Here is a 20,319-nt window from a genome sequence, read left to right on the forward strand (position 1 = left end):
AGTGCCCGTGATGTAGAATTTGGTTCAGACATGGCGACCACGCAAAATGCTGACGGGTGCAAGGCGATTGTGAATTGAAGTGGTAATTTGACACCACTTCGTAACTCGAAAATTAACGGATCTAAATTCCTGAAACAAGAAGTTGTCATTAACGCTCAGAATGCTAAAATGTTAAGTAGTTGGGGACGTAGCTCAATTGGTTAGAGTACCGGACTGTCGATCCGGTGGTTGCGGGTTCGAGTCCCGTCGTCCTCGCTCAACGTAAACGCCGCTAGGGTAACGCCTTGCGGCGTTATTATTTTATCTGCCGCTTCAGGCGGCCCCACTCAGACGCATAGAATTCTGTGAACGCCTGTGAAATCTCGTGAAGGCTATGGGCGGTGCCACGGGTGCAAATCCATGTGTCCGCTTATTGTGCCTGCGGCCCTGACGATTACAGTGCTGGCTGGCCTCTCACCGACGGTGTGACTGAGCGTCGGGTAATCGGTGTAACCGTGAGGGCCAAAACCGTAGGACGTACTCCGGTCCGGTTCGTTCAGCTAGCACCGAGCGCGAATCTCTTCGACAGGTTCGAGTTCGCAATGAACAGCTTGTCGAACGCCACCGTGTTGGCCTTCCCGGCCGCAATCGCACGGTTCGCGGCCTCGAACGAGAACCCCTCGTTGGCGATGTAGGCCCACCGAACTTCCGCTTCAGTTCCGGCCCGAACGTGGTGGGGCCGATAGCCTCGCGTGCTACGATGAACGCGAGGCCTCGCCCGCCGAGTTGCTCTGCGATGTTACCGAACGTAGCGGCCGGGTTCGAATCGCCTATCGAGTGCACGTCGTCGCGTGGCGCATGTCGACCCGCTCCCCACACCGACACCATCACACCCGCAACCTCCAGCAGGAGCCGCGCACCGTTCTCGACGGGGCCGGCGTACTCGTCGGTCCGCCGGTTCGTGCGGTCTTGGAGGAACTGGTCCAGCAGCTACCCGAGGTACCCGTTCGCACTGGGAATCTTGCCCCCGTCGAAGCCCACTCGCTGCGCGTTCTCCGCACCAACGCAAGGTGTCGAAAATGGACACGCCGGCGTGCGGAGTCAGTGCCCCAGAAACGGATCAAGCAACTCTTTAAATTGCCGATCGCCCGCGTCGAGGTGGCCAAGGGAGTCATCGACGTCGTTGGACGTCGGGAGCCCCTCCACGCGCAGCCGACCCAAAGGCTTAATGACACTACCGACGCACTCAAGGGTCTGATTCAGAGTCTCGATGATCGCTTCGCGGATGCGGATGACAAGCCGCTGAAACAACAAGTGCCGGTAGATGATGTGAAACTCAAGCTGCTCGCTGCGGAACGTCCCCCGAGCATCTCAGCCAATGTTGCGAGTGGCTTCCGCGACCGCGAGGTGCTTGGCGCGCTGGTGCGACTGAAAGTTGTACCCGTGAGCCCGCGCGTTTCCCGCTGCCGCTTGAACAGCGAGATCCATCCCGCGCGTGTTGTCGATGCGAGCGAGCCCCGAGATCGCGAGGCCGAGATCGTCTCGCAGCTCGTCGGGAAGAGTAAAGACCGCGAGACGGTTCGGATCGACGGAGATCTGGGTAGGAAATGTCCCGCTCGAGCTTAACCGCTGTGGCACGTATTGCGTGAGCTTACCGTCCTGAGAACGGAGGGACGGCGGGAAGATGGGGAACAGCTCAAAGCCGACGATTTTCTCCTCGTCCGGGTGCGACAAATACACGATTTCGTACGGGGCAAGGCCGTACCCCACAATCGTGCGCGCGCAGTGAAGTTCCCCACGTTTGGTGGGCAGCGGGAAAGCGGTGTAAACTCTGATCACGAGGAGACACACCGATGGCGAACAAGCGCAAGACGTACACGTCGGAGTTCAAGCTCGCGGCGGTGAAGATGATCACCGAGCAGAAGCTGTCGGTGGCCGAGGTGGCCCGGCGGGTGGGCATCACCGAGAACCGGCTCCACGACGGGCAGAAGGCCCTCGCCACCAAGGGCGTCGATGCGTTCCCCGGCTCCGGTCACCTCACGCCCCAGGAGGAGGAGATCCGCACGCTCCGGGCCGACGTCAAGCGGCTCGACGCGGAGCGCGACATCGCTCAAAAAAGCGACGGCGTTCTTCGCCGCCCAGACGAACGGGCCTTCGCCTGGATCGAGGAACGCAAGGGTGAGTGTTCCATCGTGCTGATGTGCCGAGTTCTGGGCGTGTCGCGGTCGGGGTTCTACGCGTGGCGGTCGCGTGACGTCAGTGCGGCGGAACAGCGGCGCGAGGAACGGACCGAAGAGGGGTGTGATCCGGCTGGTGCGCCGTTTACGCGGCCATTTGCTTGGGGATTTCGTGTTGCGGCTCGGGAGTCGGTAATTCGTTCCGGGTATACGTCGTGAGTATCTGGCGATAGGCCTCATTCCAGATCCCGCTCAGGAGAACCACCCGGAGGTTCAGGATCACCTGGGCCCCGGTCTTGGTCCACCGCATCCCCGACCGCTTCAGCCGTTGGGTGAAGATCGTTTTGCACGCCGCTTCGGAGATCCCGCTCCCCAGCGGCACGTGAGCCCTCTTGTAGTCGTGGTACTGCATCCACTGGGTCCGCTCGCGGATGTGCCGGTACGCCGTCTGGTACTCCTTTTTCGCCCCTGGGCTCAACACCCGGCGGGCCCGCACCGCGGCCGCCGCGTGCAGCACCCGGAACGGGCCGTTGGGCTTCTTCAACAGCCCACCCATGCGTCGCGCCCAACCCCGCGCCTGAGCCGTCCTGTACTTTCCGCGAATTTGTAGGCCGGGCGGTGATGGTGGTACGTTCGGAGTAGACGAATGCCGGCCCGTCCGGGAGGATGGCGTTACCACACGACCTCCCAACCCGAACGGACGCGGCGATGCCATCTTCGCACACTCCGGCCCCGCGGTGCCAGTGGTTTTCGATTCTGGCCGGTGCCTTGGATCGGCGCTCGGGCCGGCGGTTGGCGCTGTTGTTCCTGGGGGTGCTGTTGGCCCGCGGGCGACAGGCCCTGAGTTGCTGGATCCGAGCCGCCGGGTTGTCGTCCCAGTACCGCCGCTGCTACCCCACCGCGGCCGCCGTCGGGCGCCGGGCCGAGGCCATCGCCACCCGGTTGTTGGTCGAGGTGCTCCGGCCGTTGGTGACCGGGCCGCGGGTCGTGCTCGCGTTGGATGACACCCCGACGGCGCGGTACGGTTCCCAGGTGCAAGGGGCCGGGGTGCACCACAACCCGACCCCCGGGCCGGCCGGGAGCGGGTTCGTGTACGGGCACGTGTGGGTGGTCCTCGGGTTGCTGGTGGCGCACCCGCTGGGCGGGGTCGTGGCGTTACCCCTGTTGGCCCGGCGGTACATCCGGAAGGCGAACCTGGGGGCGGTTCGGGCGGCGGACCGGCCCCCGTTCGCAACCAAGCTGACCATGGCCGTGGGCTTGGTGCGGTGGGCGCACGGGTGGCTGGCGTTGTGGGGGAAGGCGGTGTGGGTGGTGGCCGACGGGGCGTACGCCCAGGGGCCGGTGCTCAAGCCGCTGCGGAAGCTCGGGGTGACGGTGGTGAGCCGACTGCGCCGGGATGCGGCCCTGTGCTCGGTGCCACCGGCGCGAGTACCCGGGCGGCCCGGCGGCCGCGGGTGTACGGGACCGAGCGGGTGTCGCTGGCCAAGCGGGCCGCCCACCCCGGCGGGTGGAGCACCGGCATGTTCACCGTGTACGGGAAGTCGGTCGAGAAGCGGTACAAGACGTTCGTGGCCACGTGGCGCCCGGCCGGTGGGGCGATCCGGGTGGTGTTGGTGGACGAGCCCCACGGATGGGTCGCGTTCTTCGGCACCGACACCACCGCGACCGTGGCCGACATCCTGGAGCGGGTGGCCGACCGGTTCACCCTGGAGACCTGTTTTCGGGATCTCAAACAAGTCGCCGGGGCGGGTCAGCAGCAGGTGCGCGGGGTGCCGTCGAACGTGGGGTGCTTCCACCTGTGCGCGTGGGCCCACACCCTGACCGAGGTGTGGGCCTGGAACCAGAACGCCGAGGCCCTGGTGGGGCACCGATCCGCATCCCCGTGGGACGACCCGAACCGGCGCCCGAGCCACGCGGACAAGCGCCGGGCCTGGCAACACGAGCTGTTGGCCCAGGAGATTCAGGCCGTTGTGGGCGAGCACCACGACCACGCGAAAATCCGCGACCTCGCCCACCGGTGCTTGGATCTGGCCGCGTGAGCGCGGCCGATTCGCGGAAACTACAGGCCGTCCCCTCCCCGAACAGAAACCCGGCCATCACCCGCACGCGCTCCATCGTGTGGTAGAAATCGACTACCCGTTGCCACGCCAGCCGCTCCCCGGTGCGGGGGTGCGTCATGGTCGCGAGCACCCGCTGGTAATACCCGGTCTCATGATCCCCCGCGTCGGTGACATACGCGAGCCGCGGCACCGGTCCGGTCCACGCACGCAAGACCGCCTCGATCAGGGCCGTCAGTTGGGCGCTCATCCGCCCCTGGCCGTGCTCCGGTACGAACGCCAGATACACGGTCCCCAGCCGCTTCCCGGTCCGGTCCAGGACCGTCACCGTGGCACACGACGCCACTTCGTACAACCGGCGCCGATACTCGCGCAGGGTGATCCCATCTCGTCCGACCCAGAGCACCGGCTTGCGGCTCCCGGAACGGCGGTTGGCTTGGTCCAACAGGTTCAACAGCTTCGCCACCTGCAATCCGTGACGGGCCTCGGCCATCTCCCCGGACAGATGGGCGGCCAGGGTGCGCAGGCGCGCCGTCCCCATCGACACATGGTGCTGAGCCCGCAACCGCGCGTGCACCACGTGTTGCGTGGCCCCGGCTTCGGCCAGGTATCGGCCGGCCCGCTCGGCCAGTGCCGGGGTGGCGTTCGCGACCACTCCGAGGGTCCGGGCCAGCGGGGCAACCGCCCGCTCCGCCGAGTCCCGATGGACCGGGCGATACAGGTGCCGCCACAGGTCGATCGGGCCGAACAGCGTGTCCACGTGCCGACGCGTCTTCGCCTTATGGAGGCGGAGCTCGTCACCTCCGGACGGGAGGTGGGAAGGCAACGCGTCCGGGTCGCCCCCTTCGAGCCCGTTGCACACGCACGCCATCGCTTCCCGGCCCAGTTCCTTGAGTCGAGCTTCGATGCGGTGCTCGAGTTCGAACACGGTCGTCGGGCTGATCGGTTGCGCGCAGAAGGTGACGACCTCTCGCACGAGGGCGCGGAAGTGCTCCGCGAGCCGGTTCTCGAGTTGCGGGCGGATCTCCTGGGGGAGCAAGGTCGCGGGGGCGTCGGGCGCAACAGCCCCGGTGGACAGGAGCGTGGCCAAGTGGGTACTGTAAGTCATCGTCGCGTCCGTGCGGGGCGTGTGGTTGTAGAGGTACCTCCATTCCGCCCGCCGGACGCGGCGTTGCCCACCCCAATCCGGCACTCAACGAACAACCTCAATCGAACTCCCGGCATCGCAACGCCGACGCGCACTCGAAAACGGCTCGAAAGCGCGCACCAGCCAGATCACACCCCATTGCCCGCACCGTGCCCACGACGGTTACGACGGGCTTGGTTCGCCAGCGGTCGAACGTGGCGGCCTCGGCGCAGTGGGGGCAGGTGGTCGAGGAACCGTGGTACCCCCTTTTTTCCGCCCCTCGAGGGCGTGCTGGAGTGCCTTGGCTCCGATCCCCAGGACGATGTCGCGGACCGTGTACTCGGTGGCACCGAAGGTGTTCGAATCGTTCTTGGTCGCGAGTAGGTTCGCCAGTTCTCGGAGGTCATCAACGGCAGCCTGTTGGAGCGCCGCGAAAAGCCGATCCGCCTCCGCTTGTTGCTCGGACGTGAGAACCTCTGGAGTGATGCGTCGGGCCATCGGACGGCTCCTGACAGGAGGAAATTTGGACTCACACTCATCCTCCCGTACTCGTGTCAAAAAAGCCACCGTCTTCTGTGACGCTCACCCGGATCACACCCCATCACGGTTGTTACTTTCGCCCCGCTCGGGCGTCTGTGTATACTGAACCCCATATTGTGCAACCACTTGAACCGAAGCCGCGTGAGGCCGCTCCATGGTGCCTGTTCTTCGATCCGCTGCGGTTCTACTCCTCGCGGCCGGCGTCGCGGTGCCGCTGGTCGGCGCCCAACCGCCTGCGCCCGGCGCCGCCGAGGCCGACGTGAAGGCCCTCCGCGAGACGTTCCAGACCGAGCGCGAACAGGCGGTCAAGGCCAAGTTCCCCGCGGACACGCTCGCGAAGGCCGACGAGCTGTTGAAGCGCGCCGACGAGGCCGCGAAGGGCGAGAACTACAAGGCCGCGCTGCGGCACGTCCGCGACGCCCGCTGGCAGCTCCCGTACCTGCCGTCCGGGCTGCCGCCACACGTCACCCGGGTGCTGGGCGAGGCCCGGATGCGCCACTCCGACCGCGTCAACGCGCTGGCCTACAGCCCCGATGGGCGGCTCGCGTCGGCCAGTTGCGACTTCACCGTCAAGATCTGGGACCTCGGCAACGGCCGCGAGCTGGTCACCTACCGCGGCCACGTCGATCAGACCGACGACCCCACGAAGACCAGTACGAACGTACTCGGCGCGACCGACGTGGCGTTCCACCCGAAAGGGAACGTGGTCGCGTCGGCGAGCGGGAACCAAGTTCACCTCTGGCACCCGACGACCGGTAAGCTCATCAAGGTGCTGCTCCACCTGGGCAAGACCGACAAGCCCATCACGAGCATCGCGTTCAGCCCCGACGGCGAGCTGCTCGCGGTCGGCGGCGACGACTTCATCCTGCGGGTGATTGAGTCCGACAGCGGGAAGGAAGTGTTCAAGAGCAACTCGCGGAACGCCCGCATCGAGCGGGTCGCGTTCTCGCCCAACGGCAAACTGGTCGCGCTCGGCGACAACAACTCTCAGGTGGCGGTGTACGTGCCCCGGGGCAAGGGCAACCAGCTCGCGATGAGCGTGCAGGGCGTGGACCGGGGCGGGGTGTTCGGGGTGGCGTTCGCGGCCGACAGCGGGAGCGTGTTCACCTGCGGGCTGGACGAGAAGGCCCGCCTCACGGCGGGGCCTGACCCCGACGGCAAGAGCGCCGGGAACACGGCGACCAAGCTCCGCGAGTTCGTCGGGCACAGCGGCGCGGTCAACCGGCTGGCGGTGACGGCCGACGGCAAAACTCTGGTGACCTGCGGCGAGGACCGGACGGTTCGCGTGTGGGACGTGGCCAGCGGGAAGGCGCTGCGGTCGTTCCAGGGGCACATGACGAAGGCCATCGCGGTCGCGGTGCGCGGCGACGGGCAGCAGGTGGCGTCCGCGTCCGAGGACGGGGCCGTCCGCGTCTGGGACCTGAACGCCACCGACGAGCACCGCGCCCTGAAGGACGCGAAGGAGTCGCTGTGGGCGGTCGCGGCCTCGCCGGACGGGAAGTGGGTCGCGGCCGCCGGGGCGGACCGGAGCATCCGCGTGTACAGCATGGAGGCCGGCAAGCTCGAAGCCACCATCGACGCCGGCGCCGCGATGACCGCACTGGTGTTCCTGGACGGCAACCGGCTGGTGGCAAGCGGCGGCGACAAGGTCGTGAAGGTGTGGGACCTCGCCGCGAAGAAGGTGCTCAAGGAGCTGAGCGGGCACACGCTCGCGGTGCTGACGGTGGCGGCGTCCCCAGACGGGAACCTGGTGGTGTCCGGTTCGGCCGACGCGAGCGTCCGCGGGTTCGCCCCGGACTCCGGAAAAGAGGTCTGGAAGTGGTCCGCGCGCAAGGCCGCGGTGGCGGTGGCGGTTCGGGCGGACGGGAAGCGGGTCGCGGTGGGCATCGCGGACGGCGGCCTGTCCGTGCTGGACGTGAGCGGCCCCGCGCCGCGCGAGCTTTCGACGCTGGCGGCGCACACCGCCGGCACGACGTGCGTCGCGTTCAGCCCGGACGGGAACCGGCTCGCGAGTGTGGGCGGGGACGGGGCGCTGCGGGTGTGGTCGGTGGGCACGGACGGGGCGCTCACGCAGCTCGTGCGGTTCGACGGCCCGGTCACCACGACCGGCACCGCCGCCGCGCCGCTCTCGACCGTCGCGTTCGCCCCCGACGGCCGGTACGTCGCCACCGCCGGGGCCGACGCGGTGGTCCGGGTGTGGGACATTCAGACCAAGAGCGAGGCGCGCGGGCTTCGCGGCCACACGGACTGGGTGACGTCCGTGGCGTTCAGCCCCAACGGCCAGTCGCTCGTGGCCGTCGCCGCGGAGAAGGACAACACGCTCCGCATCTTTGAGCTGCCGCAACTGGACGCCGCCAGCGCGGCCGGCGGCCACATGCTCGCGGTCAACGCGGTGGCCGTCAGCCCGAACGGGAAGCTCGTCGCGACCGCCGCGATCGACCACACCATCAAGGTCTGGGACATCGCGACCGGCAAGGAGGTGGCCACGCTCGTGGGCAACGCGGACACCCCGTTCGCGGTGTCGTTCGTGGGGAACGACGCGCTGGTGATGGGTGGCCGCGTGCCGACCCGCGACAGCGGGCGGCTGCACCTCTGGGCGCTGAACCCGTCGCGCTCGACCGCGGTGCCGACCGGCGAGGTGTACACGGTGGTGACCGCGTCCGACGCGGCCCGGTTCGGCGCGTGGGCGTCGCGCCAGGCGGTGGGGGACACGGTCAGGAACAACGCCTTCGAGATATACGACGCGAAGGGCAAGCTGCTCTCCTCGACGCCCGACAAGGGCCGCAACGTGCGCTCCGCGACCTTCACCTCGGACCTCGCCTGGGCGGTGGCCGGGGACGAGTCCGGCACCCTCCGCGTCTTCGACCTGGAGAAGGGCGAGCGGATCGGCGGGGACTGGCCGGTGTTCCAGCGCGGCTTCGCGGACCTGGGCGTGACGGCCGACAAGAAGCTGCTGGTCGCGGCCGACGAGGAGGGCACGATCAAGATCGCTGACGTTGCCAAGCGGGACGTGATCGCCGACTGCCCGGCTCACAAGGCGGGGGTGCGGGCGCTGATCGTTTCGCCCACGGGCAAGACGTTCGTGACGCTCAGCAACGACCGCGAGATCAAGGCGTGGTCGCTGACCGAGTTCAAGGACAAGAAGGTCGTCGAGGTGCGGTCGTGGGTGGTGCCGGTGACGATCAACGGCGCCGCGTACACGCCGGACGGGAAGTCGGTGGTGACCGCCAACGCCGACGGCACTGCCTACGTGCTGGAACTGCCGTAACCGGCTGGAGGAAGCTTCGGAGCGCCGCTCCGTCGTTCGCGCGGTCGGATACCGGAACTGGTTCGCGGTGGGTCACTCGATTTGTCAGTTCGGCAAAGGAGGCTTCGCGGTGGGGCGGTCGCGGAAAGACAGCCGCCGGATCACCGTCGACGGTGTGGTGTACCGCTACACCATCTCCCCGAACGACGGGTTCGTCGCCCTGATCGCCCGCCCCGAGGGGGCTCGCGGCCAGCGGCTGTGGGTCGCGTTTCGCTACCACGACGACTGGGTGCCGGCCGGCGAAGGGGCGTCTCGGTCGGCTGGTCACCGACTGATCCTGCCGCGGGTCGTGCGACTGGCCCTCCTGGAAGGGCGGCGGCGTGGTTGGGACCCGTTGGCCACCACGCCGGATGTGTTCCGACTGTCGGACGCCGACACCTTGCTGCCGGCCGAGGAGTGGCCGCGGTTCAGCAGGTAGCGAATCGTGCTGTGGCAGTTCCGTCGCTCGGGGCCAACAAGGCAGGCCGAACGACCCGCTGCAGCGGAACTGGTGTCGTCGGGGCGGCGCGACTCGCTCGCAGGAACGCAGCTTCGCTCACCGCACCTCTCCCCGCGCTTGCGCCTTACTTGACCGCCGGCACTGGTGCGGTTTCGTCGGTCGCGTGCTCCTCTTTCGGGCCGCGCAACCGCATGTTCACCATCTCGACTATCAGCGCGAAGCTCATCGCCGCGTAGATGTACCCCTTATCGATGTGCTGCCCCAGCCCCTCCGCGACCAGCATCACGCCGATCAGGATCAGGAAGCTGAGCGCCAGCACCTTCAGCGTCGGGTGCTTTTCCACGAAGTCGGAGATCGGGCGGGCGAAGTACAGCATCACCAGCATCGCCAGCACCATCGCCGTGATCATCACCCACAGCGTGTCCACCATCCCGACCGCGGTGATGACCGAGTCGAGCGAGAACACGATGTCTATGATCGCGATGGTCAGGATCACCTTCGCGAAACTCGCCGCCTTCGCCGGCGCCGCCTCCGGTTCCCCGCTCCGCTCGGCCTTCGCCTGCTCCAACTTCTCGTGCATCTCGAAGGTGCTCTTGCCGATCAGGAACAGCCCTCCGGCGAGCAAGATGAGGTCCCGCCCTGACACCTCGCGGGCCTCCATGTCGCGCAAGAAGCCCAGATCGGGCAGCGTGAACAGCGGGGCCGTAAGCCCGAGCAAAAAGGACAGGCCGAACAGCAGCAGGATGCGCGTCCCGAGCGCCGCCGCCAGCCCGATCTGCCGGGCCTTCGGGCGCTGCTCCTTGGGGAGCTTGCCCGCGACGATCGCCAGGAAAATGACGTTGTCGATCCCCAGAACGATTTCCATTGCGGTCAGCGTGAGCAACCCCAGGATGATCGAGATCAGGGACAACTGCTCTTCGCGCAATACCCGGATCTCCCGCAGATCGGACCGCTTCACAGTCGTCTCGGCGCCGCCGCGCTCGACCTGGAACTCTTCGCCCTGCACCCGGCCGTGGACCGTGCTCTTGTCGGTGAGCTGAACGGCGTCGTGCGCGTCACCCTCCGGCTCTTTTTGGAACGTTACGCGCTTGACGTGCTGCGCCGCGATGGTGGTGCTCCCGGTCTCGGTGCGCACGGTGATCGCGGAGAGCTTCAACTTGCCTTCAACAGGGGGGCCGCCGGAAACCAGTTCGATCCGCACCGTGGGGAACTGGCTCGCGTCGTCGGCGCGAACGGGTTCGGCGTCGGCGGGGCCGGCGAACGCTGGGCGCAGTAGCAGGAACAGCACGAGACCCAGGCCGGTGGACAGGACGAACACGGGGAACGGGCGGCGTGGCATGGCAGGTCCTTGGGTGGCAGCAAATATCAGACGAATCTATTGGGGGACACGGGCGGTTGCTAGCGGTTTCGCTCGCCGCACGCCGTTCTTGCCGGTAGTGGGGCGGAAAAGGCGCCCGGCGGCGCGGAGAACGGCCGTTCCCGGTTGCCAACCGCGTGCCGGGACCGGAGAATCCGTGCATGAGCCGCGAACAAGACCTTCAGCGCGTCATCGACTGCGGAATCGTCGCCGTCGTGCGCTTCAGCGACCCCGGTCCGTTGGTCGAAGTCGTCAAAGCCCTGGCCGCCGGCGGAGTTACGGTGGCGGAAGTCACGTTCACTGTTCCGAACGCGCTGGACGTGATCCGCGAAGCCAAGAAGCAGCTCGGCGACCGCGTGCTGCTCGGCGCGGGCACAGTGCTCGACTCCGAAACGGCACGGGCCGCGTTCCTCGCGGGGGCCGAGTTCCTCGTCGCCCCGAGCCTGAACCTCGATGTGATCAAAATGGCCCGGCGGTACGACAAGCTCGTCATGCCCGGGGCGTTCACCCCGACAGAGGTCGTGACTGCGTGGGAGGCGGGCGCAGATGTCGTGAAGGTGTTCCCGGCCGATGTCGTTGGTCCGGCGTTCTTTAAGGCACTCAAGGGGCCGCTCCCGCAGGTGAAGTTGATGCCGACCGGCGGGGTCGACCTGAACACCGCGGGGGAGTTCCTGAAGGCCGGCGCCGTGTGCCTCGGCGTCGGCTCGCAACTCGTCGATCCCAAGCTGGTTGCGGCCGGGGAGTTCGGCCGCATCACGGAACTGGCCGCGCAGTACGTCGCGATCGTGAAACGGCACCGCGCCGGCTGACCCGCACACGGAACCCATCATGGCAGATGTCGTTACGTTCGGGGAGGCGATGGTGCGCCTCGCCCCGCCGAACTTTCAGCGCCTCGAACAGGCGCGTTCGCTCGACCTCGAAATCGGCGGCGCGGAGCTGAACACCGCGGCGGGGCTGGCCCGGCTCGGGCACCCGGTCGAGTGGGTGTCGCGGCTCCCCAACAACCCGCTCGGAGCGCTCATCACCAACCGCGTGCGCGAGGTGGGCGTTTCCGACCGGTTCGTGCAGTTCGCCGACGATGGGCGGTGCGGGCTGTACTTTTTGGAGTTCGGGGCGTCGCCGCGCGCCAGTTCCATCCTCTACGACCGCAAGGACTCGTCGGTCTCGCTGGCCCAGTGCGGGATGTTCGACTGGGAAGCCATCTTCCGCGGCGCGAAGTGGTTCCACGTGAGCGGCATCACGCCGGCGCTGTCGCCCGGGGCGGCGGAGGTCGTGGACGAGGCGATGCACGCGGCCCGCGACGCGGGCGTGAAGGTGTGCATGGACCTTAACTACCGCTCGAAGTTGTGGGGGTGCGAGCACGCGGCGGAGGTGCTCGGCATTCTCCTCCCGCAGGTGGACGCGCTGATCGCGAGCGAGGCCGATGCGGAACACCTGTTTGGGATCACCGGCGCTGACTTTGCGGAGGTTGCTGCGGGGCTGGTGAGCAGGTTCGGGGTGAAGACGGTGGTGGGAACGCGGCGCGAGGCCCCTTTGGTGTGGCGCAACCGGTTCGCCGCGGTCGGGTACACCGACGGCCGGACTTACGAATCCGCTTGGTACGAGGTCGAGATCGTGGACCGGCTCGGAGCCGGGGACGCGCTCGCCGCGGGGCTCATTCACGGGCTGCTCGACGGCGACCTGAAGAAGGGGCTCGATTACGGCGCCGCAATGGGCGCACTGAAGCACACACTCCCCGGCGATCTGCCCTGGCTCACGAAGGACGAGGTCGAAGCCGCGATGCAGGGGCAGGGGCTTCGGATCAAGCGATAGCGCCGATCCAAGCGCCTTTAGGAACGGTGAAGGTGATTGCGGTTCGATGCTACTCCGCTTTTGAGGCCGCGGCCCAATGGAAACGATCCAGACACCAGCGACCACCGATCCCATCGACAGCGAGAGCCGGACCATGCGAACGTTCGTCTTCCAGGATGGCGAGTCGCACAAGTTCTGGAACGTCGAGATTTAGAGCGGCTTTACCGTCGCATTCGGTAAAGCCGGCTCGAAGGTCATCGAGCTTTGGTGAACTGACTTGGGTGCAACGCCGCTACGCGTCCCCGGGTTCGCCGAACAGCGTGAGTTACAACTATAGGTCGAGGCCGCACTAACGCTGCAGCCGATCACGATCACGACCCGTGGCGCGGCTGAAGCTGTGCGACACGTGGTGTGCTTGTTGCCGCCAAGAGGGCGGACCTCATCTTGCCCGGTGCCGACCCAAACGAAAACACCACAAGACAATCAACATCGTAGCTGTGCGGCACGGGCCTCACCGCTTTGGGGCGACGGCGTAGAGGTTCCCGCGCGTTAGCACGTACAGCACCCCGCCGGCGAACACCGGCGACGACTCGATGACCTTGTCGCACCCGTGCCTTGCGATCACCTTCTTCACCTTCGCCAGCTCCAGAACGTGGACCTCCCCCGCGTCGCTTCCCACGTACACCTTACCGTCTGCCACCAGCGGGCTGCCGTACACGCTGGCCCTGGTGTTGTGCGACCAGTACCGCTTGCCCGTCTTCTCGTCCAGGCAGTGGACGCTTCCGTGCCGATCGGCCGCGAGCACCAATCCGTCATGCACCGCGACCGACGAGAGCGAAAGGTGCATCCGGTCGGTTTCCCTCCACCCGCCGCCGGTAAATGTCCACACGACCGCGGAATTCGGGTTCGGCTGCCCCGGCTTCGGTCGTTCCCCGAGTTCGGGACTGACGTCGCCGGTCTTCGTCGGGTCGATGCAGAACAGCCGCCCGGGGCCGGCCCCCCACTCGGGCGCGCGGCCGGTGGCGAAGAACACCCGCCCGTTGGCGAACACCGGCGTCGCCACCACCGCGTTGCGCTCGCTAGCCTCGGCCCCGCCGGTGAAGTCGAGCGGGGCGGACTTCGGGTTCGTGTCGAACTTCCAGATCAGCTTGCCGGTGCGCGCGTCGAACGATCGCACCCACCCGTCGGCCTGCGGGTGGATCACCTGGGCCTTCCCGCCGACCTCGACCACGAGCGGGCTGGCGAAGTGGTCGCACATCATGTCTTTGCCCGGCGAGGCGTCCGACCACACCACCTTGCCGGTGTCCTTCTCCAGGCACACCAGCGACGGCGCGTCGGGCGCGGTTACGGTCTTTCCGTCCGCGTCCACTGCGTTCCCCGTCGGGACGTACAGGAGGTTCTTGTACGCCGCGGGCGAGCCGTGCGTCTCAGGCCCGGGGATCATCATCGCCTTCGGCGCGACCTTCAGCTCCTTCACCATGTCGAACTTCCACACCACGCGCGGCTCGCCCTTGGCAGAATAGAGCGGGGCGAGGTCGAGGCAGACGACCTCGCGGCGGTTGGTGCAGAACCACAGCCGTTCGCCGGCGACAAGTGGCGACCCGGTGAGGCTCTGGCCCGGCCAGTCGGCGGGGAACATCCGCCGCGGCGAGACGTACCGGTACACCACCTTCCCGTCCGACGCGCGAACGCACGCCAGCACGGCGTTGTCGAGGCTTTCGTTCTTTGGGTCGGACAAGCGATCGGTGGTGCCGACCCACACGAAACCGCCGGCGACGATCGGCCCGCCCGACGCGTAGTACCCGCCCTCGATTCGCGTGGCCCACCGGATGTTCCGCGGCTTGCCGCGCTCGGTGGGGAACTGCCAGTCGGTCGGGGCGTTCCTCTCCGGGCTGACCGGGTTACGGTCGGGACCGCGCCCACCCATCGGCCAGTCCGCCGCCAGCGCCGGTACCGTAATCAGAACCCACAGGAACGCTCGGGCGGCTCGCATCATCTCCTCCGAACGTGGGACGCACTCCTTATCCACCGGCGCCCGGTATCAGCCACCGGACCGCGGTGCCATCACGGTTCGGGCCGAGCCAGCGGGCCAGTTGCCCCCGGCGGCGGCCGCAACGGAACCGAGCCGTTCCGGCAGTGCAATGGGGACCCGCCTGACCGGCATCGGAGAACCGGGGCATTACGCTTTCGGCTTGCGGACGTCGTAGACGAACAGGAGTTCGTAATCCCGGAGGATCAGTCGGCCGCCCGCGATCACCGGGTGCGCCCACACCTTGCCCTGTTTGGGGCGCAACTTGCTCTTCTGGGGGATCGCGAACTTGCCCGATTCCACGTACCCCGTCTCGGCGGCCTTCACGCGGGCCAGGGTGCCGTCGTTCTCGGAGTAGCAGTACAGGAACCCGTCCGCGAAACTGACCGACCCTTTGCCCACCCCCTTGTTCTGCCACACCGCCTCGTCGCCCCCCTTCTTCATGTCGAAGCACACCCACCCGGAGCTGTCGCTGTGGCCGTAGATGTAATCGCCCACCCGCACCACCCCGCCGTGGTGGTTGGCCACCACCTTGTTCTTCGTGTACACCTCGGTCGCCTTGGTGCCGTCGCCGTCCTTCTCCAGCTTGAAGCACTCGCACCCGGCCCCGTACCCGGCCGTGAAGAACACGTAGTTGTCGTGGAGCACGGGCGTCGGGATGACCGCGGTCCGGCGCCCGATCCCGCCCACCTTCCACAACAGTTTGCCGTCGCTCGCCCGCACCCCGACGCCCGACGCCATCGTTTGCTGCACGTACTGCCGCACCCCGCCCACCTCGGTGACCAGGATCGACGAGTACGCGGCCCCGTCGGTCAGTTCTTTGCACTGCCACACCGTTTTGCCGGTCCGCTTGTCGAGCGCGATCATCCCGCCCTTGTTCCCCGGCGTCACGAGCAGCTTGTCGCCGTCCACGAGCGGGCTCTCGCTGTAGCCCCAGATCGGGATGCCGCCGCCGTAGTCCTTCACCAGATTCTTGGACCAGCGGATGTCACCCTTTTCCGCCCCCAGACACACCAGGTCGCCGGTGACCCCGAGTACGTACAGGGCGTCCCCGTCCACGGTCGGCGTTGACCGCGGGCCGCCGCCCCAGCCGTCGCTGAACTTCCCCGGTGTGGTCTCCAGGTTCTGGCGCCACACGCGGTTCCCGTCCTTCAGGTCCAGGCAGGTGACGAACTCGGCCGCGGTCTGTTTCGCCCCGTCGGCCCCGATGATGTACATCCGGTTTCCGACCACTGCGGGGGAGCCGTAGCCGGTGCCGACTTTGTCCGCGTCGGTCAGGGACCAGAGCAGCTTCGGCCCGTCCGCCGGCCACGCGCCGAGGAGTGCCGTATCCGCGGAGTGGCCGTCGCGGTTCGGCCCGCGCCACTGCGGCCAGTCGCCGGCGGAGGCGATCGTGCCGCAGGCCAAAAGACCCAAAAGCGTGCGGAACCAGGTCATAGCTGTCTCGGAACGGGAAGGGAGGCGGGCGAGGCGGAGCGGCGCCTCAGGTGTGCGGTAATGGTACACACTATCGCCGGGGCGCCGCCGTGCGTCAAGGGGGCGATAACGAGTCGGGAGACGGGGAACTCGCACATCGCCCGACGAATTGGCTGCGGGTGCCGGTCACACGACCCGTCAGTCCCGAAATGTCTGTGCGCTTCGTAGATAATACTGCCGCTGGAACGAGCGCGGGACGGGCCGATCGCAAATGACGCTGACGCCCGCACCCCGCGTAATCGAAGTGATGTCGAACGGCCCTTTCGAACACCCGTATTGTGTGAGAAGTGCCGCGAGCACTGCGAGGGGCCAAAATTGAGAAGAAACGGAAAGCCGATCGATAAGCGGACCGTCACATCCGCAACCCGACCGGCTGTGTGCTGATGCTGTGGTGGCTTTCTTTGAGAGACCCTGTCAATCATCCCCGGGTAACAGGGCGCGTAGACAAGAACAGTTACTTCGCGTCTCGTTCGGCGGTGGGCTTGGCTGCGGCTGCGGGGACCGGTGCCGCCTTCCGGGCGGCCGCCACGATGGGCTCCGGGTACACGCCGAAGAACAGCGTTCCCCCGGCCAGCGCCATACTTGCCAGGAAGGTCGGCACCGCGCGAGAACGGCTCGGGGTGCGGAGCGGCGTGCGCAGGTACATCACCCCGATCACCCGCAGGTAGTAGTAGGCCCCGATCGCAGAGTTGATCGCCGCGATCACCGCCATCACCTGATACAGGTTCCGCATCACCGGCGTCCCGTTCGGGGCGCTGAACGCGCCGACGAACAACAGCAGTTTGCCCGCGAACCCGGCCGTCAGCGGCAGCCCGATCAGGCTGAACAGGAAGACCGTCATGGCCGCCGCGGAGATCGGGTGCGCCTGGCCCGCCCCGGCCAGGTCCTCGATTGCTTCCACCGGCCGGTCCGGGGGGCTTAGAAACAGGATCACGGCGAAGGCGCCGATGGTCATCATCCCGTAAGCCGCGAGGTAGACGAGGACCGCATCAATCCCGCCCACATCGGGCCGGCCGGCCGCGTCGGGGAGCGAACTCGCGATCACCAGACCCATCAGCATGTACCCGCCGTGCGCCACGCTCGAATACGCCAGCATCCGGCGCACGTTGTCCTGGAGCAGGGCGAGCGCGTTCCCGACGCACATCGTCAGCGCGGCCAAGATCCAGAGCAGCAGCGGGAGCTGTGTGGCGGAGTCGAACGGCAGGTGCTTCACGTCGGCGCCGAGGAGCCCCAGCACACGCGCCAGAGCGACGAACCCGGCGACCTTCGGGAAGAACGCGAGTTGGGCCACCACGCCGGCCGGCGCGCCCTCGTAGACGTCCGGGGCGTAGAAATGGAACGGCACCGCGGTGATCCGGAACCCGAACGCCGCAATCACCAGCACAATGCCCACCAACGCCATCGGGTTCAGCGCGTCGGCGTGGGCCTTCGTGAGCGAGTCGGTGATGACGGTGAGGTTCGTGCTGCCGGTCAGCCCGTAAAGGTAGCTGAACCCGAACAGCATGAGCGCCGACGACATCACGCTGAGCAGAAAGTACTTCGCGGCGGCTTCCTGGTTCAGCTTGTTGCGCGCCGGCAGGTACAGCAGGACGTACGTCGGGATGGACAGCATCTCGAGCGCGAGGAACAGCGTCACGAGGTCGTTCGCTCTCGCCACCAGCGACACCCCGGCGCCGGCGACCAGCAGGCACCCGTAGTACTCGGAGGCGTTCGTGCGGTCCACCTCGCCCCACGACACGAACAGCAGAACGAACACGCTGATGAGGCTCATCCACCGCACGAACGCCGCAGTGCCGTCCGGAACCAGCGGGGCCGCGGTGAGCAGTTCGGGGGCGGGTGCGTCCAACACGCCCCCGAGCACCGCGGCCAGCACCACACCGAGCAGCGACACCGTGAACCACAGCCAACGGCGGTTGTAAAGGCACCCGAACAGGAACACGGCGCACGCGGTCGCGACGAGCGCGATCTCCGGCACCGCGAGCCGGAACACACCCGTAAGCGTCTGTTTCAGGAGCGGATCGGTCATTGGGGTTGCTGTCGTGTCGGGTGTGACGAGCCGCGACCGGCTCCGGTTAGCGCGCTGCCGCGAGCGCGCCGCCTTCGCTACCGCTACTCTTTCGCGCCGGGGCCTTTACCGTTACCGGCGGCTTTGCCTTTAGCCGCGCCTTTGCCGTTACCGGCGCCCTTCTCTTGCCCGCCCTTAAGAATCGGCTCGAGCAGTTGTGGCCGCTCAACCGGCGGCGACGGGCGGGCGGCCGGGGCTTCGTCGTCGACATACACGAACGGCACGCCCTGCACGCGGGCGCGGGCCGCGTCGCCCACGATCGACAACTTCCGGACGTCTTGCTTCATCGCGTCCAGCAGGGGCTGGGGGAGCAGGCCGAGCACGAGACACAGCGCGGCGAGGGACCCGAACGCGAAGAACTCGCGCCGGGACACGTCGCCCGCCGGTGCCTCGGGTGCGGCCCGCTCCGGCTCCTTCAGCGGGTTAAAGAACACCGCCCGGAGCATGGTGAACACGTACCACGCGCTCAGGAAGATGCCGGTCGCCGCGACGACCGCCAGGGCGAGGCTCTTGAGACCGGGGCTCCGCGCGTCGAACAGCCCGGCCAGCATCATCATTTCGCTGACGAAGTTGTTCAGCCCGGGCAACCCGACGCTCGCCAGCGCCAGCGCGAAGAACAGGATCGCGAAGTTCGGGTAGCGGCCCATGAGGCCGCCGAACTTGGCGATGTCGGTGGTCCGGTACCGGTCCATCAGGAAGCCGAGCGAGGCGAACAGCGCCCCTGTGCTCAGCCCGTGGTTCACCATGTGCAGCGCGGAACCGGCTAGGCCCTCGCGGTTGAACGCGAACAGCCCGAGCACCAGGAACCCCAGGTGCGAAACCGAACTGTACGCGATGACCAGCTTCATGTCTTTGGACGCGTAGGCGCACAGGGCCGCGTACACGATTCCGAACGCCGCGAACCCGCCGATCACCGGCAGGCCGTACTGGATCGCCGCGTCGGGCACGAGCGGCAGCACCAACCGCAAGATGCCGAACGTCCCGAGTTTCGCCATCAGCGCCGACAGCAGCATGGTGACGCCGGTCGGCGCCTCACCGTAAGCCGACGGGAGCCACGTGTGAAACGGCCAGATGGGCACCTTCACCATGAAGCCGGCCATCAGCGCCAGGAACAGCCAGAACTGCGTCTGGTGCTTGGCGGCCAGCGCGGAACCGTCGCCCGCGAGCGCCTTCAGGTGCGCCGCGTGCATCCCTTCCTGCACGTTCGCCATCAGCTTCGGGATGGAGAACGTGATCGTGCCGTCCTCGCTCGGGTTGGTCAGCACCACGCCGATCACCCCCACGAGGGTGAGCAGGCTTCCGGCCAGGGTGTACAGGAAGAACTTGCGGGCGGCGTCGCGGCGGGCCGAGGTCGCCCCCCAGTTACCGATGAGGAAGAAGGACGGGATCAGCGTGAGTTCGAAGAAGACGTAAAAAAGCACCACATCGAACGATAGAAACGCGCCGATGACGCCGGCCTGCAGCACGAACAGCCACCCGTAAAACGCGCCCGGGCGGTGCTGCACCGATTCCCACGATACCAGAATGACCGGCACCAGCATGACGCTGGCCAGCGCGACGAGCCACAGGTTCAGCCCGTCGACGCCGAGGTAGAACTGGACGTTCGGCCCCGTGGTGCCGCGGGCCGTCGGCTTGCCCGAGAGGCTCAACACGGTCCAGGTGGTGCGCCCGTCGGTGCCGTTCCCGGACGAGCCGGCGGAGTCGCCGGGGACGAACTCGGGGCTGAAGTGCAGCGAACCGATGTCGCCGTTCAGCCGCGGGTCGGTGTTGCGCTGGGTGAGCCACGCGCCCGCGTAAATGACGACCGCCCCGGTAACCCCGAGGTGCAGTAACGCCAGGAGCAGCGCAACCCGGCGCGCGACCCGACCGAACGCCGGCACCACCACCGCCGACACGAGCGGCAGCAGCACCAGCAGCAGGACCAGCACGCTAACGACGGCGTATTCAGACATCAGTCTTTAGTGCGGGGTGCGGAA

General features: G+C 67.3%; 12 protein-coding genes, 1 tRNA gene and 2 pseudogenes. 8 read left to right on the forward strand and 7 right to left on the reverse strand.

From position 1 onward, the window contains the following. The first annotated feature begins 181 nt into the window (after positions 1–181). The 3 genes and pseudogenes from GobsT_RS13330 to GobsT_RS13345 form a co-directional block, all read left to right on the forward strand. Positions 182–255: transfer RNA gene (locus tag GobsT_RS13330), tRNA-Asp, on the forward strand. Positions 256–1,083: 828 nt separating this feature from the next. Next, entirely contained in the window at positions 1,084–1,605 is a 522-nt protein-coding gene (locus GobsT_RS13340; protein WP_148087726.1) for a hypothetical protein, read from the forward strand. A gap of 227 nt (positions 1,606–1,832) precedes the next feature. Continuing rightward, a pseudogene (locus GobsT_RS13345) lies at positions 1,833–2,276 on the forward strand (transposase); the annotation flags it as partial. 25 nt (positions 2,277–2,301) lie between these two features. On the opposite strand, the gene GobsT_RS13350 reads toward GobsT_RS13345, so the two are convergent. Next, a complete protein-coding gene (locus GobsT_RS13350; protein ID WP_010039142.1) occupies positions 2,302–2,712 on the reverse strand; it encodes a hypothetical protein in 411 nt (136 codons plus the stop codon). 152 nt (positions 2,713–2,864) lie between these two features. On the opposite strand from GobsT_RS13350, the pseudogene GobsT_RS40840 reads away from it, so the two are divergent. Continuing rightward, positions 2,865–4,195: pseudogene (locus GobsT_RS40840) on the forward strand (IS701 family transposase). A 1,327-nt stretch (positions 4,196–5,522) separates the two neighbouring features. Here GobsT_RS40840 and GobsT_RS13360 read toward each other — a convergent pair. Then, complete coding sequence (locus tag GobsT_RS13360) at positions 5,523–5,837, reverse strand: hypothetical protein (RefSeq protein WP_010039143.1); 315 nt, start codon at positions 5,835–5,837, stop codon at positions 5,523–5,525. A 196-nt stretch (positions 5,838–6,033) separates the two neighbouring features. On the opposite strand from GobsT_RS13360, the gene GobsT_RS13365 reads away from it, so the two are divergent. Together GobsT_RS13365 and GobsT_RS13370 are read left to right on the forward strand one after the other, a co-directional pair. Then, the gene (locus GobsT_RS13365; RefSeq protein WP_010039144.1) at positions 6,034–9,147 is read left to right on the forward strand and encodes a WD40 repeat domain-containing protein; all 3,114 of its coding nucleotides are present in this window, start codon (positions 6,034–6,036) and stop codon (positions 9,145–9,147) included. Between the two features lie 109 nt (positions 9,148–9,256). Further along, positions 9,257–9,604: a hypothetical protein gene (locus GobsT_RS13370; RefSeq protein ID WP_148087727.1), complete on the forward strand. Its 348-nt coding sequence runs from the start codon at positions 9,257–9,259 to the stop codon at positions 9,602–9,604. 145 nt (positions 9,605–9,749) lie between these two features. On the opposite strand, the gene GobsT_RS13375 is transcribed toward GobsT_RS13370, so the two are convergent. After that, positions 9,750–10,964, reverse strand: coding sequence for a TerC family protein (locus GobsT_RS13375; RefSeq protein ID WP_010039148.1), 1,215 nt, complete (start codon positions 10,962–10,964; stop codon positions 9,750–9,752). Positions 10,965–11,143: 179 nt separating this feature from the next. Here GobsT_RS13375 and GobsT_RS13380 point away from each other — a divergent pair, with 179 nt between their 5' ends. Together GobsT_RS13380 and GobsT_RS13385 are read left to right on the forward strand one after the other, a co-directional pair. Continuing rightward, the gene (locus GobsT_RS13380) at positions 11,144–11,791 is read left to right on the forward strand and encodes a bifunctional 4-hydroxy-2-oxoglutarate aldolase/2-dehydro-3-deoxy-phosphogluconate aldolase (protein WP_010039150.1); all 648 of its coding nucleotides are present in this window, start codon (positions 11,144–11,146) and stop codon (positions 11,789–11,791) included. Between the two features lie 19 nt (positions 11,792–11,810). Continuing rightward, on the forward strand, positions 11,811–12,794 hold the full coding sequence (locus GobsT_RS13385; protein WP_010039153.1) for a sugar kinase: 984 nt from the start codon (positions 11,811–11,813) through the stop codon (positions 12,792–12,794). A gap of 490 nt (positions 12,795–13,284) precedes the next feature. Here GobsT_RS13385 and GobsT_RS13390 read toward each other — a convergent pair whose 3' ends face one another. From GobsT_RS13390 to GobsT_RS13405, 4 genes are all read right to left on the reverse strand, one after another. Continuing rightward, positions 13,285–14,766 (reverse strand): outer membrane protein assembly factor BamB family protein, encoded by a 1,482-nt coding sequence (locus GobsT_RS13390; RefSeq protein ID WP_010039157.1) that lies wholly within the window; start codon positions 14,764–14,766, stop codon positions 13,285–13,287. Between the two features lie 186 nt (positions 14,767–14,952). Next, positions 14,953–16,239 carry a PQQ-binding-like beta-propeller repeat protein gene (locus GobsT_RS13395; protein WP_010039161.1) on the reverse strand — a complete coding sequence of 429 codons (1,287 nt, stop codon included), beginning with the start codon at positions 16,237–16,239 and terminating at the stop codon, positions 14,953–14,955. Positions 16,240–16,732: 493 nt separating this feature from the next. After that, positions 16,733–18,304, reverse strand: coding sequence for an NADH-quinone oxidoreductase subunit N (locus tag GobsT_RS13400; protein WP_010039163.1), 1,572 nt, complete (start codon positions 18,302–18,304; stop codon positions 16,733–16,735). 83 nt (positions 18,305–18,387) lie between these two features. Next, positions 18,388–20,295, reverse strand: coding sequence for a complex I subunit 4 family protein (locus tag GobsT_RS13405; protein WP_109571108.1), 1,908 nt, complete (start codon positions 20,293–20,295; stop codon positions 18,388–18,390). Positions 20,296–20,319 lie beyond the last annotated feature (24 nt).

The organism is Gemmata obscuriglobus (assembly GCF_008065095.1).
GTDB lineage: Bacteria > Planctomycetota > Planctomycetia > Gemmatales > Gemmataceae > Gemmata > Gemmata obscuriglobus.

What these genes read in the sequence shown, in the direction of transcription:
- GobsT_RS13360 (WP_010039143.1), bottom strand. Translation starts at nt 5,837, where the DNA reads ATGGCCCGACGCATCACTCCAGAGGTTCTCACGTCCGAGCAACAAGCG.
- GobsT_RS13365 (WP_010039144.1), top strand. Translation starts at nt 6,034, where the DNA reads ATGGTGCCTGTTCTTCGATCCGCTGCGGTTCTACTCCTCGCGGCCGGC.
- GobsT_RS13380 (WP_010039150.1), top strand. Translation starts at nt 11,144, where the DNA reads ATGAGCCGCGAACAAGACCTTCAGCGCGTCATCGACTGCGGAATCGTC.
- GobsT_RS13350 (WP_010039142.1), bottom strand. Translation starts at nt 2,712, where the DNA reads ATGGGTGGGCTGTTGAAGAAGCCCAACGGCCCGTTCCGGGTGCTGCAC.
- GobsT_RS13405 (WP_109571108.1), bottom strand. Translation starts at nt 20,295, where the DNA reads ATGTCTGAATACGCCGTCGTTAGCGTGCTGGTCCTGCTGCTGGTGCTG.
- GobsT_RS13390 (WP_010039157.1), bottom strand. Translation starts at nt 14,766, where the DNA reads ATGCGAGCCGCCCGAGCGTTCCTGTGGGTTCTGATTACGGTACCGGCG.
- GobsT_RS13385 (WP_010039153.1), top strand. Translation starts at nt 11,811, where the DNA reads ATGGCAGATGTCGTTACGTTCGGGGAGGCGATGGTGCGCCTCGCCCCG.
- GobsT_RS13395 (WP_010039161.1), bottom strand. Translation starts at nt 16,239, where the DNA reads ATGACCTGGTTCCGCACGCTTTTGGGTCTTTTGGCCTGCGGCACGATC.
- GobsT_RS13400 (WP_010039163.1), bottom strand. Translation starts at nt 18,304, where the DNA reads ATGACCGATCCGCTCCTGAAACAGACGCTTACGGGTGTGTTCCGGCTC.
- GobsT_RS13375 (WP_010039148.1), bottom strand. Translation starts at nt 10,964, where the DNA reads ATGCCACGCCGCCCGTTCCCCGTGTTCGTCCTGTCCACCGGCCTGGGT.